Source organism: Brumimicrobium salinarum, from assembly GCF_002844555.1.
GTDB lineage: Bacteria > Bacteroidota > Bacteroidia > Flavobacteriales_D > Crocinitomicaceae > Brumimicrobium > Brumimicrobium salinarum.
On record NZ_PJNI01000002.1, the window covers coordinates 124996 to 140975 of the forward strand.

A 15980-nucleotide genomic window follows, 5' to 3' on the forward strand; every position below is an offset into this window, starting at 1 on the left:
TTTTTTAAAATGTTTAACAATGATAAAAGTAAGTTTAGGTACCAAAACTTTTACTCCTATCTGTCTTTTTAGTATATTAGAGGTATGAAAAATAAAGTTTTAATTCTATTTATGTTTGTCATTTCTCAAGGTTGGTTAATGGCACAAACTCCGCAACATGTTACCCAAACTGATAAAGAGCAAATTAACTTTTGGGAATCTAACACAGCAATGATTATTGGAATAGTGGTAATCGTTTTGCTAATTATCGCCCGAACATGGTCAAAACGCATCCATAAGAAACGAGATGAAGTTGTTAATAATAAAAACGAGGACGAAAATTAAACCTGATTTTTAGCTACGTTGAGATGCATTGAACTGCTGAACCGAACTCGCAAGCTCAACGTATTAAATAATTCTATCTAACAAATTGACTAAGTTACTAAAATCAGCTATTTTATATCACAAAAGTCCCGCTACTTTAGAATACAGGTAATAATTTGATTCACGAATTTTTTTGTCATCATTTTTGTTTTGCTACGCGACAAAAATGCCGCCAAAAAGAATTATACCGATATTTATAGCCCCGAGTTGCGCTTTGCTTACACGGGGCTATAATTACTTGACACCTTCAGCGTCAGGTGTAATTTAATCTAAAAAATTCGACTTAGTCGATGAAGTTAGCTATTTTATCCCGCTTTATTCACCAATCTTAATCTTTAAATTTATAAACCAGTAATATTCTTGTATTTGATTGTGTTTCATTCAATTTTTAAGAACCCCAAATTTGGGTACTAATAATTTTGCAAGATTTTGATTTAATTTTGACCTATTTGTCGTTACAAGCCCCGTGAAATATGCATATATTCCTTTAGGGCTTGTGCCTAAAATAGATTCAAAATTAAATGCATGAATAATGCGGGTTATGTTACAAAAGACCCTGTTTTGGAATGCGGCTAATAAACCTCCACAAATAGTGTAGTGCGATTGATTGAATAAAGCATGAACAATAAAAAATAAATATCATTTTTTTAATTGTTTATGCTTAGTTAAAACAATTCGGTTGCAATAAATACAATCGAACAAATAATTAAACTTGCTACATTAAGCTGTTTTTCTGGAACTAAAGAACTGTTCTTAAGCGACCTAAAATGTATAACTCCTATAATAGAAGCTATTACAAAACAGAATGCACCAACAAAAACTCCTGTCAAGTCCATTCCTAATCCCATCATCTCACCATTTATTTCAACTTTTCCTCTATTTGGATCAATCCAGTAGATTAAAAACATGATGACTTGAAAAAGTGCTGAATAGGAAAAAATAGAAATAAGCACTGATGCTAACACCTTAAATAACAAAATCAATTTAAAATAATACAAAATAAGCATAGCAGCAGCAAGTGAAATTACTACAAGCTGTGGCATTGCTTTTAGTTTAAACTGGATAAAAACAAACGCAATTAAAAGCAGGGTAAAAGCTATGTATTTGACAGGATTATTGGCTTTTATTCATAAAGTAAATATAAAACAATAAATCAGTTTATAACGCTATTTATGAAGCAACTCCTATTTTTTACTCTCAACTTTTATGGTATGTCCCATTCGATCTCGCTTTGTTTCCAAATAGAACTTATTGTGTTTATTACTTTCTATTTCTAAAGGTACATTTTCAACTATTTCAAGTCCATATCCAATCAAACCAGTTCGTTTAGTTGGGTTATTGGACATTAATCGCATTTTAGAAACATTTAAATCTCTTAAAATTTGAGCACCAATTCCGTAATCTCTCTGATCTCCTTTAAAACCTAGTTTTTCATTCGCTTGAACAGTGTCATAGCCTTCTTCTTGAAGTTTATAGGCTTTTAGTTTATTCATCATACCGATTCCTCGTCCTTCTTGATTCATATAAACAATTACTCCTTGTCCTTCTTCTTGAATCATGCGCATCGCTTCGTGCAATTGTGGTCCGCAATCACATCTGCATGAACCAAAGATATCTCCTGTTATACATGAACTGTGAACGCGTGTAAGTACTGGTTCGTCCTTTTTCCATTCACCTTTCACCAAAGCTAAATGCTCTTCGCCACTATTTTTATCTTCATAGGCAATCATTTCGAAATCTCCGAATTCTGTAGGTAATTGGATTTTAACTTTACGATCAACTAAGGTTTCTTTTTTAATTCTGTATTTTATAAGGTCTTCAATCGTGATAATTTTAACACCAAAGCGTTTTCCTATTTCAACCAATTGTGGCAATCTTGCCATTGATCCATCTTCATTCAGAATTTCAACAATAACTCCAGCAGGTTGAAAACCGGCTAGTCTTGACAAGTCAATAGCTGCTTCTGTGTGCCCGGCACGTCTTAAAACCCCACCTCTTTTAGCCCTTAAAGGGAAAATATGTCCTGGTTTACCTAGCTCTTCAGGTCGTGTTGATGGATCAATAAGAGCTTTGACTGTTTTATATCTATCGCTAGCTGAAATTCCTGTTGTACAACCATGACCAATTAAATCAACTGACACAGTAAAAGGTGTTTCATAAGCTGCTGAATTAGATTGAACCATCAGGTCAAGCCCCAATTCATCACAACGATCTTCAACTAAAGGTGCGCAAATTAAACCTCTTCCATGTGTAGCCATAAAGTTGATTATCTCAGGCGTAACATTTTCTGCTGCGGTAACAAAATCACCTTCGTTTTCTCGATCTTCATCATCGATTACTATGACAACTTTTCCAGCTTTTATATCTTCAATAGCTTCTTCTATTGTGTTTAATTTATATTGCATAAAATTGTTCTTAATTTTTATGCAAAAGTACGACAATAAAGCCGGATAATAAAAGGTTCAATCAAAAACTCAATTCTTTATGAGGTCAACTAAAGTTTGGGTTACTTTATTCCATTTATATTTGGCTGAGATAAATGAACGACCTTGTTCAATTAATTGCTGACTCAATTTTGGTTCTGCTAATAAGCGTTGAATTTGATGAGCAAATGTTTGTGCTTCATCAGCAATTAAAATTTCATGATTGGGTTGTGCGTCAAGTGCGTTGTTGGCTAATGAGGTAGTGATACATGGAATGCCTAGGGCCATAGCTTCTAAAAGTTTGTTTTGTAAACCAGTACCTAAAAACATGGGCGCGATGAATATTTTGGCACTTTGATAAGCAGTTCTAATATCTTCAACAAATCCTGTTATATGTACTTGATCAGATGCCAACTTGAGGACTTCGGATGAAGGAGAAGCTCCCGCAATTTTTAGTTTTATGTTTTTAGGAAGTAATGGTAAAACTTCCTCTACAATAAATTGGACTGCGGTAATGTTAGGCGGATAAGACATATTCCCAGTAAAAACAAGATCGAATTCTTGCTTTGATGGGGAAGGAGAGACTAAGAAAGATTCATCTACTCCGTTTGGAACAATATGTATTTGTTCTTTTAAAGTATGAAAAATGTAGTTTTTATCTTGTTTTGATATTATTGTATGATGTTCAAAATATTCAAAAATAGAATTTTCATAATTCGTTAATCTTTTATGTTCACTTTGAAAAATAAGTTTGTATATCCAATTAGCCGTATTGGCACGGCGCTCCATTCCTTTTGAAAATGCGTCCATGTAGTCAATTGTTTTTGGACAATCGTGATAATTTTTAACATACTCCGCCGAACGAATTAATTGACAATAAATATGATCGGGTTGAATTCTACGCAATTGCTTGTTAATCTTTTGCTGTATACTAAGGTGATAAAAATATCCTACTTGAAAAGGTTTCTTACTCAATAATTGCCTTAATAATCCTGTTATTTTTTGAAAACCATTGATGGGATACACTGTAATGGTTTTGCAATATGGTTTCAGTTGAGATTTCCATTTTTCACCTACATTTATTTCAGATGTGCTGATCAAATGTATTTCAAAGTGATGTGCAAGCTCTTTTATTTGATGATAAGCACGTAATTTATCTCCTTTTTCCAATGGAAAAGGAAAACGCGAAGTAATTACGACTAGTTTTTTATATGTCTTTGATGAATGCATGAATTCTTCTCGTTAACTTTTCAAAGCTGTAATGTTGTTCAATATATTTCTTGGCATTTGTACCTAGTTTTTTCCTTAATTTTTGGTCGAGATGCAGTCGGTACATTAAAGATCTAAAAGCGATGGGATCATCGGCAATCAGTACGTGTTTTTCATGTTCAACATCCACACCTCTTGCACCTTCTGTTGTAGTTACAATAGGTTTTCCCATTGCCATATTTTCTAATAACTTTATTTTCAAACCGCTTCCTGCATGCATCGGAATTATGCATATTCCATGTTGATGAATAAAATCAACTGCATTTTCGACTTCTCCTTGATTCTGAACTGCAGGATGATCATACTGGTGTTTTTTCAAGCCTTTTCCACCGATAAAAAATTGGGTTCCTTTTAATCCTTCAGGAATTACTTCTTTTAAAAACCAATGAATCCCTTCAATATTTGGCTTCCAATCCATAGCGCCAAGAAAATAAAAATCGTTTTGTGCATAATTGGGCGGCGGAAAGTTAGTCTTGACAGCTGTTGGAATTACTGTTGTCATAACATCAGGTTCAAATTGCTGAAAAAATAAAGCATCTGTTTCTGTTATCGCTATAATTCCATCCACTTTTTTTAATTCTTTTTCTTCATATTTCTTGAGTTGAATAGCCAAATGCTTGAAATACTTTTGCTTGAGGAAATTTCCTTGCGTTTCAGCCATAGAATTCCATACTTCATGTTCTAAATTGTGGGTTCTTACAATGACTTTAATGCCTTTTTTCTTGAAAATTGAAAGATAAGGAAGCAAATAAATACTCTCGAAAACAGCAATGGTAAATTTTTCTTTATCAATTAATTGTGTAAGTGTTTTAGCTACCTTTTTATCGTAAAAGCGAGCAACATTGTAAGATTTATTGCGCAATAAATGATAGATCGCATCAAAAATATTAGTCTTAGTTTGAATCTTTTGATGCCCAAATTTCATTCGGTCTCTCCATGTCGTTGGATAGGCTTCGGCAGAAAACGGATGTTTATATGTGGATAAAGTAAAATGATATACTTCAACGTCGTTTAATTGAAGAAGTGACCTTAAAATACTTGAAATAGCAACACAACCACCGTCTTTCAACGGAAAAGGAGGTTTGTTTGAAAAATGAAATATTTTATCCATTCTTCTTTCTTTTCATCCATTTTGGTATCACTACAACACTTCTGTCATTAGCTGCACTTATCATGAGTAATGCCGCAATTGGAGTGAGCAAAATATTTGGTCCCCACATACCAAAAAAGGGCGATAAAACTTGACTTTCAGCCATTCCATCTCCAATGGTGATTAAAACAAAGTAAATCATAAAAAGTAAAGCAGCGATAACTACTGGTGCACCAAAGCCACCACGTTTTACAATTGCACCTAAGGGAGCGCCAATAAAAAATAGGATAATGATGGAAAAAGATAAAGCAAATTTACGGTGAAATTCAATTTCATACCTGCGCATTACACGGTGCCGATTTCCTTCTATATCTATCTGTCCTTCTAAAGATTTTATATTGTTACGCAATTGTGACTTCATGTGATTAATTGCAGGTGTTTGCAAAGAATCGGGCATATTTTTAAATGCATATATGGGTTGAATTTTAAGTTTTTGAGGGATAGAATCTTGGATTGAATTTTTAGTTGATTTTACTTCCTCTGTTGAGGAACCATTATCAATATCAATCATATTGGTGTCATTAGAAATGCGTTTAATTTTATTTCGAACAGCAATGTAATTGTCAATATGTGACTTTTGTACTGTATCCATTTTCTGATCATTTAAAAAATGTATGGATTGAAAATAAGCATGTTTTGCTTTGCTATTAAAAGAAAGCGACTCCATCAGTTCATTGTAGCGTATTTTTATAGAATCAGCTGTTTCATCAATCTGAAAGACATTTAGCATTTCATAATCATTCTTAAAAAGCTCATCTTTCGACCTTTGAAGTTTAAAACCTGTCATGTCCATTTTATAGGTTGCAGTTTTAAAATCAGATTTACGACTTGGGAAAATACTGTGGTTTTTGTTTGAACTATTGTCCATTTGAAAGTCAGGGCTTTGGGCTAATTCCTCAATTACATTTCCGTCGAATAATTTAAAGAATAGAAAATCACCATTCTCCGATTGATAAAAAGTTCCAGATTTTGCAGTAATTGTTTTGATCTCTCGACTATTTCTTCTGTCATGAATAATAATGTCTTCAAAACTATTATCCTTACCATCTTTAATTTTTATACTGAATCCATCAATCTCTTGGGTATAGGAACCGGGTTTAAGAAAGGATGTCATTTTCTTTTCTTGAATATCCCAGATTATTGAATGCCATTTATAATTGGCAACCGGAATAACATAGTTAGAAAAATAAAACGTGCCTATAGCAATGAGTACAACAACTGAAGTTAACGGTCGCAAAATTCTGTAAATGGAAAGTCCACTAGATTTCAAAGCCGTTAATTCATTCGATTCTCCTAAATTTCCCATTACAATTAGCGATGATAGTAATATCGCTAGTGGCAATGCGAGTGGTAAAAGACTGGCAGAAACATAAAATAACAATTCAATGATAATTGCCGTTTCTAATCCTTTTCCCATCAAATCATCAATGTATTTCCATAGAAATTGCATTACAAGCATAAACATGGAAATAAAAAAGGTCGCTAAAAACGGCCCTACAAATGATTTTATGAAAAATATACTTAGCTTTTTCATGATTTTCTTTCAATTGCGAATGTACTGAATTAATTTTTATACTTGTGATGTTCCTGTCGCTTTATCTAAGCATTTTGTATTTTTGATTCACTTAATCAATACTTACCCAAAATTCTTTATGCATATAAGTGAATGTAGAAGTATTGAAATTCTAAAAGTTTTTCCATATTTGTAATATGAAACGCTTGCCAACTCTTTTATTGCTATGCTTGTCTTTAGTCCTTACGATTACAGCACAAGAGAACTATTTTTTAACACCTCAAAACAAAGCTTATCTATTTCATACCGTAAGGAAAAGTCCGATTCTTGAGAAGAATATCGGGCGATACATTGTTTATTCAGGAAAAGAAATCACCCTGCCCAACGGCGAAATTAATTATGATTCTACTGAACAAGTAATTATTAACCAACCCGAATTGTTAAAGATTTATGCTAATGAAATTCAACGCTCTCCAAAAGGTTTGCTTGCTGAATTAGCCAATAAAATGGCAATATGGGAATTAAATAAGGTGTTAAAATCGCACCGTAGTAATGATCTTTTAAATGATGGTTTACTTACTGATTACGAAAAGTTTGAAACGAAACTATTGCTTTATTTACCACAAAAAGCAAAGAAAAATAAAAAAGATGGTCTCCAAGTTCACAGAAAAGTGCTTAAGCTATCTAATCCCACACTCACATTTAAAGATAAAGTTGCAATGCTTGATGGTTTTGCTTCTTGGACAGAAAATGAAAAAAAGCAAGTCATTCTAGCCTATAATAAAGCCATAAATGAATGGGTGAAAGAGCGTACACATGAGATTTTTAAACTCCTTGGCGGAAAAGCAGAATATTTTGTAAATGTACTCACAGCAGCTGGTGACGGATCAACAACCTCAGGTTTATTTGAGGAACGTGAAAAAGATGAACGTGGAAGATTTAACAAAGGACTCCCTAAAGCAGTTGGACTTTTTCCCTATGAACCTTATATAGGTATAAAACCAAATAGCAAAAAAGAAAAACCAGAAGTTCTGTCGATGGGACATACCATTCATCAATTTGAAACCGTAGGACAGGGAAAAGAAACAAACGTACATTTAGATGTTTGGGGATATAATTCTGAGAAACAAACCACCGTTGTTATTCAAAAAGGTAAAAAATATTACCCGCTTTTTGGTTCTGGAGATACGCGTTTTATTTCACCAGATTCTAGTTTTGGTGAAGGCATGACATATTACTCTTTAATTCATCGCATACAGAGAGATATAGCTGATTTAGAAGATAAAATTTCAGGGAAAAGAGGATTAGATTATTGGATTGAACATTATGAAGACAAAAGAGATGATACCAAATTATCAATTGATAAAACAGAAAAAGAATTAAACGATATCCGTTACAGCACAATTACAACCAATAGTAAAAAGTACAAAACGGACTCAAAACGTTCTAAGCGTAAAAAAAGACAAGAAAAGGTAGTTCAATTGTATGGCAAACTAAAGTCGATTGAAAAAAAGCTAGTAGCTTTAGCTGAGGAAAAAGAACAAGTGCTTGTGAAAAAACAAGTTTTAAACAGAAAAGTACAGCAAATGTATGACTTAATTGGACAAAAATGGGTTCCATTCACAGAGAAAAATGGTTTATATATTTATGCCGATTCTACACGTTTTGATTTGCTTACACAAGAATTTACTTTTCCAGCCAATGCAGAAAAAGAAGTATTTGAAATTAAATTATTAGCCATTCCTATATCTTATAAAAGTAGCCAATTTGACGAAGTTATGTTGCATATAAACATTACAGATGCTTTGCCGAATTACACTTCTCAAATTCAATTAAAAATGAATGACGTTTTTGGCGTAGATGATTATAAACTGCCTCAAAACGTATTGTTACAACCTTCAGATTCAATAGCAGTAAAGGAATTTTTTGAAGCGCTTTTAGATAAAAAGAAAGACTTTAATATAATCGCTAGGGGAGGTGGTATCGGAAAATGGAAGAATGAGCAGGTTGTAATTGGAGATCAAAAATCAGAAATAGATCATTATCCTGGTGAGACGAATGAAATGCGTAAAGATTCAAAAAATGATTCTATTTTTAAAAGACTTCGCTCAACGGAAGTTTACATAAAAATCGATCGTTCCACATGCTTAGAGATCAATAGTTATACGGATCCAGTGCGCAGTAACTTTAAACCAATAAGCTCCGATTTAATAAAAGTTCAACGGAATTACGAGTTAAGTGGCAATCAAATGTTAAGTGCTTATCGAGCTTACACAACACTTAAAACCCTAAAAAACGAGTTAAATATTCTTGCAGGAAATTACTTAACACGTGAGGAAGCTGCTAAAGTTATTGATCGTTTGAATAAAGCCATTAGTAAATCGAAAGTAACTGTTGGACCTACCTCAATAAAATACAAAGCTTTTTGATGAAGGATTTAATGGTTTAAAATTCAAAAATATCAACTTACGCTATTTATTTAGTAAGTTATCTTTTTTATGTTGGGAATACTGTGGACTCCATTTGAATTGATATATTTAATCGCATAAAAATATTGATTATTAATTGAAATTTCTATACTTGAGAAGGTGCGACTTAATTTCAAAATGAAATTTTTATTGATCCGAAAAAACGTTTTGATGCTCCCTTCCTTGAAAACAGATGTATACCTTTCCTCTTTCATGATTTCTAAAAACTATAACTTTATCCACATGCGTTTAGGAGTCTTAATTATAACTTTTTTAAATGGTATACTTTCATTAAAGTATTTATATTGTACCTGAACAAGCATATAGATAACCTTAAGCTAATTTTTTTCAACTGGGCTACCAAGCTAGGTCGTTAATCCTAGTTTTAAGGTTATGTTTTTTCAATAATTACAGCCGAGAACTATATCAATTAATTTTATTTAGTGTTTAACTTTATCAAAAAAAGGAAGAAGAGATTCCTCAGTTGTTAAAATCTAAAATTTTATCAACTATCGGAATGACAGCTCATAAGGAGGTCTTTGGGATAAAATTTGCTCAAGCTTCGCTTGAGCAAATTTTATCCCGCCAAAGCCAACAAACACCTGTCATTCCGATGGAGTCCCGAGAACTCGGGGCGACGAGGAATCTTTTTTTAAATAATTACGACTTATCTTGGTAACCCAATTTTTCACATTAAAAGATTAGAAAAATGATTGTTGTTATTTTTAATCTTTAAAAAATTGCTTATTGAAATTAACCAAGAAAAGCTTGTCAGTTGCTCGGGTTAAGGCCGTATATAACCACCTAAAGTAAGATTGGTTTAGCATTTCTTCGGTTAAAAAACCTTGATCGACAAAAACACAAGCCCATTGACCACCTTGAGATTTGTGACAGGTAACTGCATAAGCATATTTAACTTGTAAAGCATTGAAATAGGGGTCAGCCACAATTAGTTCGTAGCGTTTTTTCTTGTTGCGCTCATATTCATAATCTTTCTCAACTGAAAAGAAGAGTGATTTCATTTTCTCGCGTGGAAGGTTTGGAGCTTCTTCATCCAAAACTTCAAGTAAAAACTTAACTTCAAACGGTTCTGCATCTGGATAATCCACAAGTTGTACCAGGGCATCCACAAAATCAAATCCATGCATGGTTTCACGGTTGCGAATACGCACGACTTTAATCGTTTCTCCATTTGCAATAAATCCATATTTTGAGTTGTCCCCTAGCCAATAATAATTATTGCGCACGACCATAAGTAAATCATTGGCTACAATTTTTTCTTCAAACCAAAAAATACGGGAGCGTATCTGTTGATTAAATAAATTCGCTCTTTTATTACTTCGGGTAATTACAAGTGTTTCAGTAATGCCGTAGTTGGTAAAAGCAGAATCTAATTCATCTTCCAAATCGTTTCCTTCTAAACGTATTAGGTCGTTTTTTCCACTTAAATCAAATGAAGGATATAGCCGTTCTGATGCTGAACGTAACTGTGTAGCATTTTTTAAAATATCAGAATCAGCAGCTTGTCTGAGAACTTTTACAAGCTGAAAGCCTTGTATTTCAAGTTGCGCATAATGGTTAGACATGTATTCGATATTCAAGGCTGGACTAAAATCTGCCCCAACAGGTGGTAACTGACCTTCATCACCAATGAAAATAAGCTTGCAGTTTTTACCATTATATGCGTAGTTGATTAAATCTTCAAGTAAATTTCTTGAACTAATTGCACCGTCATTCCTTTGTGTATAATCACCAATCATTGAAGCTTCATCTACTAAAAACAGTGTATGTGTATGTAAGTTCGGAGCGAGTCCTAGTTGTATCGCTCCACCTGCAATCTTTTCTTTTCTATAAATTTTCTTGTGAATGGTGAAAGCAACTTTGTTCGATCGCTGCGCAAATACCTTAGCAGCTCTTCCTGTTGGTGCTAATAAAACGGATTTTCTTTTGAGTTGTGATAAAGCTTTAACAAATGCACTTAATAAACTTGTTTTTCCTGTTCCAGCATATCCTTTTAAGATAAATAATGATTGGTCATTAGGCTGTACATAAAATCGACAAAGCGCTTCTAATAATTCATGTTGATCTCTTGAGATTTCAAACTCAAAATGTTTGAGGGTGTGCTTGTATAATTCTTTATGAAGCGGCATAAGGCGAAAATAAACTAATTTTTAGATTATAAAGTTGCATCAGTCAAAAGAATCTAAACTTTAATTGTTGTTATCCAAACTTGGAGTGACTTTATGTGTTTTTGAACAGATCTGTGGATTAACATAGCATTTTTTTGATTTTTTAAAAATATGAGATACTTCAACGGGTTCAACTGAGTTGAATAAGCTAAGGTGGTGAAAATACAGGTAAGATTTAATTTAATCACCTATAGTGAAAAGTTAAGATACACATTGTCATCCTTTAATATAAAATGAAATAAAAAATTGACTTTTGAAAAAAGGATGCGGTATTTGTCTAATAAAATGATGTTAACGCCATCTTGTTGATTAAACGGTTTAAAAAATCTAGTGTTTAATTCAAGCACATTTCAAAATTATTGTAGATTTGTAAAGATAAAAATGAATTTAATTAACATTGAATAATGAATAATCAATTTTCTGTATTTGTAAAGCGTTACTTAATAGCTGCGCTAATTGCTGTTTTTGGAATTGTAATGATTGTAATTGGATTACGGTCAGGTCAAGATCAACTGTTTATGTTTGCTGCGATTAACATCCTAGTAGGAGGAATCTTAGCCATATTATTTAGTTCAGGTTATTTGAAAAGAAACGTCGTTATGGCAATTGGTTTTATTTTTATAGGTGTTACCATTTATATTGGGTACAGTTCTGTTCAAGCTGTAAAAGCAACTATAGCGCATGAGAAAGCTTATGAACGTTCTACTTTGTTGTATCAATATGAGCTTACACAAATTCGTGATATCCAGAGAGCTTACCGTTCAAAAAATGGTGTTTATGCTTCTTCTTTCGATGAGTTAAAAGACTTCTTCGAAAATGATAAAATTCAAAAAGTAGACGCTATGGGGGTTGTTCCTTCAAGAAAATTAACCCTAGAAGAACGTGATTTATTATATGATGATAAAAGAGCTTTGGATCAAAACATGACAGAAAGAGAAGCTGCTTTGCTATCAAGTATGGAAGATGTTGAGTTAAATGAAGACCTGCAAGGTTTTAAAAGAGATACCATAATGGTTTCTTACAAAGATGAGTATTTGAGTTCTCGTTCACGCAAAAGAGCTAGAAAAGAATTAGGATTAGGCGCTTTTGATTTTGATGAGCTACGGTACATTCCTATGACGGATCCAAAGGAAGAATGGACAATTGAAACCCGTGATGAATTTGTTTATTTAAACACGGATACCATTCCTACAATCAAGGTTTACGGATTAGAGCCTTACCCACGTTTTGAAAACGGAAAACGCAAAGAGGTCGGTTTTGGAAATTTATCGTCCAATTCTGATAAAGCAACTTGGGAATAATAATTAATAGTTGTGAATAAAACGCAATTAACTATACATATTTCAAGAACCTCAGTACATGTTGCTGAGGTTCTTCGTTCTAACCAAAACATAGTTAGAGAAAGTAGTTTGGTGCTCTATGAACAGTCACCAAGTGAATATAAAAACAAATTGAAATCTTTTTTTGATGGACTCAATTGGGCAGATAAATATGACGAATATTCAATGGCCTGGGGTTCCCCCAAACATACATTATTGCCTTTATCTGCTTTTAACGAAAGTTCTGCAAAAGCAGTCTACGCTTTAATGTTTGGTGAAGACGTTGATGAAAATACCATAGATTTTAATCGGCTAATGGAACTAAATTTCGTAAGCGTTTTTGAAATTCCAGATTGGGTTAAATCGTTTTTTATTATGCGTTTTCCTCAAATCGTTTTTAAACATGAACATGCGATGACTTTAAGAGCATTGTTTCAAAAAAATACATTTAAACGCAAAATCGTTGTTAGTTTTAGCGATGATTATATCAATATTGCCGTAATTCATCAAAATGAATTGATTTTTTCGAATTGTTTTGAGGTGCAAACAGCTGAAGATGTGCTGTATTACCTACTTTTTGTAATTGAACAAAAGCAATTAAAACAAGAGGAGGGAACCATAAGTTTTTTATATATCGATGAAACAACAAAAGAAAAGGCAGAACAAACAAAACAGTTGCTTGCTGATTTGAAAGGACATAGTAAATTAAAAGTAACGGATGTTGATCACAAACTTAAACTTCAAACATTGTGCGTATAATTAGTGGACTTTTAAAAAAACAACGTTTTTCACCCCCGAAAGGATTTCCATCACGTCCAACTACTGATTTTGCTAAAGAAGGTCTTTTTAATGTACTGGAAAATGAACTTTACTTAGAGCATTTAGACATTTTAGACTTATTTGCAGGTACCGGAAATATCTCTTTCGAATTTGCATCTCGTGAAGCTGGACGAATCACTAGTGTGGATAAAAACTTTAAATGTACGCGATTTATAAAATCGTTTGCAGCAGAGCATGGAATTGGTGGTGCAATAACTGTGGTAAAGGCAGATGTTTTGAAATTTGTGAGTAAACATCAACAAACCTATGATTTAATCTTTGCAGATCCTCCGTTTCAACATCAATTACATCATGAATTAATCGATGGAATTTTTGCAAACAATCTATTGAAAAAAGAAGGGGTTTTTATTTTAGAACACGGAAAACATGATGATTTTAGTACCCATAAAAACTTCACGAGACAAAAAAAATACGGACAGGTTGTGTTTAGCTTTTTCGAATAGATTTATTAATTTTAAAGTAAAAGAATTATGATGAAGCGCATAGCAGTATTTCCAGGATCATTCGACCCGTTTACAAAAGGACATGAATGCATCATTCACAAGGCCTTAAATCTATTTGATGAAATTGTTATTGGAATAGGTGAAAACACATCTAAAAAATATCTTTTTGATGTTGAAAAAAGAAAGAATCATATCGCTTCTATCTTTAAAGATACTGAAAAGGTGAGGGTAGAGGTTTTCTCAGGTTTAACCGTTACTTTTTGTCAAGCTATAGGAGCTCAATTTATTGTACGCGGTTTAAGAGACTCAAAAGATTTTGGCTACGAGAGAAGTATTGCGCAAATGAATCAAGAAATTTCTGGCATAGAAAGTGTATTTTTCATGACTGTTCCGGAATACACGGCAATCAATTCAACTATTGTTCGAGAGATTCATAAAAGTGGTGGAGACATAGATTTGTTTGTAACGAATTCCGCTTTTCTCGTTTAATGTATACGAGATTTATCATTTTAAATTGACAATTATGCGCAGTGGTTTACTTTTCACCTTCATGTTATTGAGTTTCATCCAATTGTTTGCACAACCCGTAACTACCATCTCGGGTATAGCGGAGTCTTATGTAGGTGAGGAGGTGAAAGTTTTCACTATTGATGATTATTTAAGCCGAATTACCACACAGGTTGCAAGTACTACGGTTCAAAAAGATTCTACCTTTAAAGTTAGTTTTTTTAATAAACAAACCCGAAAATTAAGAATTGAGGTTGGTAAGAATCATTTTCATATTTACACTCAACCAAAGGCTAAATATAAAGTATTTGTAAGTGAAAGCAGTCCTTATATTGATGCAAATGCAGAACGAATAGAAGTAGAATTCTTCTTTCTCGATTTGCCAAAAACAGATATTAACTACAAAATATTAATGTTTGAAGATGCACAATTGTCTTTTTTAGAAGAACATTATTACCATAAATCACTCAAATCAGTGAATTTTGTTTCAAAGCTGGATACATTTAAAAATGAAATTAGCCAAAGATACGCAACAGATACCAGCAAGTTTTTTCATGCTTACATGCGTTATTCTTTTGCATCAATTGACAATTTATCATTCTTAGGTCAAAGAAATGCGTTTGAAAAGTATGATTTTTATATAAAGCCCGAAACGGTACTTTATCAAAATGATCGATACATGGATTACATTTTACACTATTATAAATTATATGAAACACAATTGCCTAATGAGGTGAATGAATTGTTTTATAAAGGTGTGGTGAATAGTAGTCCTACAATAATACTGAATGCTTTAGGCGGTGATATTGCCTTAAAAAACATACGATTAAGAGAATTGATCATGATTCGTATGTTGTCGGAGGTGTTTTATACCAATATCTATCCGCAAACCAATGTGCTTACTGTTCTTGATAGTGTTGCTAATCATGCAATTTTTGATGAGCATAAAAAAATCGCTAAAAACATTAAGTTTAGATTGTTAGACCTTGTTCCAGGATCAGAAATGCCCGATTTTAATATCTCTGTAAACGGAACGAAAAAATATAATAGTGACTACCGAGGAAAACATCTTTATATTCACTTTGCAAATAGAAATGTTCAACAATCTATTGATGACCTTAAATTGATATCACTACTTAAGAAGAAATATGGCAAGCATATTCAATTTTTAACAATACTGACATCAAATCCGACTGATACGCTATTAAATGATGCGTCTAGTTTTATAAAAACACATAATGTAAGCTGGGACTTAGCTGTATTATCGAATCAAGATCCTTTGCTGGAACGCTTAAATGTGAGTAGTTATCCACATTATCTTTTATTAGATGCCGCAGGAAATGTTGTGGCTTCACCAGCTCTGCTTCCGCGACCAAATAATGAATATGAAACCATTGAAAATATCTTTGTAAGAATTGAACGGAGGTATAGATTATTAGAACAGCGGGAGTAAATCGCTAGTTTCGGTAAAAAAAACTTCTTTTCAAGTTAGAAGA

The 15980-nt window shown here is 32.9% G+C and carries 13 protein-coding genes; 7 read left to right on the forward strand and 6 right to left on the reverse strand.

What is annotated here, in order from left to right:
* Positions 1-84 precede the first annotated feature (84 nt).
* On the forward strand, positions 85-324 hold the full coding sequence (locus tag CW751_RS03550; RefSeq protein ID WP_101333626.1) for a hypothetical protein: 240 nt from the start codon (positions 85-87) through the stop codon (positions 322-324).
* Positions 325-1028: 704 nt separating this feature from the next.
* Here CW751_RS03550 and CW751_RS03555 read toward each other — a convergent pair.
* From CW751_RS03555 to CW751_RS03575, 5 genes are all read right to left on the reverse strand, one after another.
* Positions 1029-1406 (reverse strand): hypothetical protein, encoded by a 378-nt coding sequence (locus CW751_RS03555; protein ID WP_101333627.1) that lies wholly within the window; start codon positions 1404-1406, stop codon positions 1029-1031.
* 141 nt (positions 1407-1547) lie between these two features.
* Positions 1548-2768 (reverse strand): bifunctional 3,4-dihydroxy-2-butanone-4-phosphate synthase/GTP cyclohydrolase II, encoded by a 1221-nt coding sequence (locus CW751_RS03560; RefSeq protein WP_101333628.1) that lies wholly within the window; start codon positions 2766-2768, stop codon positions 1548-1550.
* A gap of 69 nt (positions 2769-2837) precedes the next feature.
* Positions 2838-4016 (reverse strand): glycosyltransferase, encoded by a 1179-nt coding sequence (locus CW751_RS03565; RefSeq protein ID WP_101333629.1) that lies wholly within the window; start codon positions 4014-4016, stop codon positions 2838-2840.
* On the reverse strand, positions 3994-5166 hold the full coding sequence (locus CW751_RS03570; protein WP_101333630.1) for a glycosyltransferase family 4 protein: 1173 nt from the start codon (positions 5164-5166) through the stop codon (positions 3994-3996). The genes CW751_RS03565 and CW751_RS03570 overlap by 23 nt, the downstream gene beginning before the upstream one ends.
* Positions 5159-6739: an LptF/LptG family permease gene (locus CW751_RS03575; protein ID WP_101333631.1), complete on the reverse strand. Its 1581-nt coding sequence runs from the start codon at positions 6737-6739 to the stop codon at positions 5159-5161. The genes CW751_RS03570 and CW751_RS03575 overlap by 8 nt, the downstream gene beginning before the upstream one ends.
* Positions 6740-6915: 176 nt before the next feature.
* Between CW751_RS03575 and CW751_RS03580 the strand changes: the two genes are divergently transcribed.
* On the forward strand, positions 6916-9147 hold the full coding sequence (locus tag CW751_RS03580) for a hypothetical protein (protein ID WP_101333632.1): 2232 nt from the start codon (positions 6916-6918) through the stop codon (positions 9145-9147).
* A gap of 764 nt (positions 9148-9911) precedes the next feature.
* On the opposite strand, the gene CW751_RS03585 is transcribed toward CW751_RS03580, so the two are convergent.
* Positions 9912-11336, reverse strand: a complete 1425-nt coding sequence (locus CW751_RS03585; RefSeq protein ID WP_101333633.1) for an ATP-dependent DNA helicase — start codon at positions 11334-11336, stop codon at positions 9912-9914.
* Positions 11337-11779: 443 nt separating this feature from the next.
* On the opposite strand from CW751_RS03585, the gene CW751_RS03590 reads away from it, so the two are divergent.
* Genes CW751_RS03590 through CW751_RS03610 form a run of 5 tightly spaced genes read left to right on the forward strand, consistent with a single transcriptional unit; the run spans position 11780 to position 15937 of the window.
* On the forward strand, positions 11780-12676 hold the full coding sequence (locus tag CW751_RS03590) for a hypothetical protein (protein ID WP_101333634.1): 897 nt from the start codon (positions 11780-11782) through the stop codon (positions 12674-12676).
* Between the two features lie 12 nt (positions 12677-12688).
* Positions 12689-13453: a DUF3822 family protein gene (locus tag CW751_RS03595; protein WP_165779208.1), complete on the forward strand. Its 765-nt coding sequence runs from the start codon at positions 12689-12691 to the stop codon at positions 13451-13453.
* A complete protein-coding gene (locus CW751_RS03600) occupies positions 13444-13977 on the forward strand; it encodes an RsmD family RNA methyltransferase (protein WP_101333636.1) in 534 nt (177 codons plus the stop codon). The genes CW751_RS03595 and CW751_RS03600 overlap by 10 nt, the downstream gene beginning before the upstream one ends.
* Positions 13978-14004: 27 nt before the next feature.
* Positions 14005-14466 (forward strand): pantetheine-phosphate adenylyltransferase, encoded by a 462-nt coding sequence (coaD, locus tag CW751_RS03605; RefSeq protein ID WP_317045787.1) that lies wholly within the window; start codon positions 14005-14007, stop codon positions 14464-14466.
* Positions 14467-14500: 34 nt separating this feature from the next.
* On the forward strand, positions 14501-15937 hold the full coding sequence (locus CW751_RS03610; RefSeq protein ID WP_133122114.1) for a TlpA family protein disulfide reductase: 1437 nt from the start codon (positions 14501-14503) through the stop codon (positions 15935-15937).
* The last annotated feature ends 43 nt before the right edge of the window (positions 15938-15980 follow it).

Coding starts and splice junctions, on each gene's coding strand:
- CW751_RS03550 (WP_101333626.1), top strand. CDS start 85: ATGAAAAATAAAGTTTTAATTCTATTTATGTTTGTCATTTCTCAAGGT.
- CW751_RS03555 (WP_101333627.1), bottom strand. CDS start 1,406: ATGCCACAGCTTGTAGTAATTTCACTTGCTGCTGCTATGCTTATTTTG.
- CW751_RS03560 (WP_101333628.1), bottom strand. CDS start 2,768: ATGCAATATAAATTAAACACAATAGAAGAAGCTATTGAAGATATAAAA.
- CW751_RS03565 (WP_101333629.1), bottom strand. CDS start 4,016: ATGCATTCATCAAAGACATATAAAAAACTAGTCGTAATTACTTCGCGT.
- CW751_RS03570 (WP_101333630.1), bottom strand. CDS start 5,166: ATGGATAAAATATTTCATTTTTCAAACAAACCTCCTTTTCCGTTGAAA.
- CW751_RS03575 (WP_101333631.1), bottom strand. CDS start 6,739: ATGAAAAAGCTAAGTATATTTTTCATAAAATCATTTGTAGGGCCGTTT.
- CW751_RS03580 (WP_101333632.1), top strand. CDS start 6,916: ATGAAACGCTTGCCAACTCTTTTATTGCTATGCTTGTCTTTAGTCCTT.
- CW751_RS03585 (WP_101333633.1), bottom strand. CDS start 11,336: ATGCCGCTTCATAAAGAATTATACAAGCACACCCTCAAACATTTTGAG.
- CW751_RS03590 (WP_101333634.1), top strand. CDS start 11,780: ATGAATAATCAATTTTCTGTATTTGTAAAGCGTTACTTAATAGCTGCG.
- coaD (WP_317045787.1), top strand. CDS start 14,005: ATGATGAAGCGCATAGCAGTATTTCCAGGATCATTCGACCCGTTTACA.
- CW751_RS03610 (WP_133122114.1), top strand. CDS start 14,501: ATGCGCAGTGGTTTACTTTTCACCTTCATGTTATTGAGTTTCATCCAA.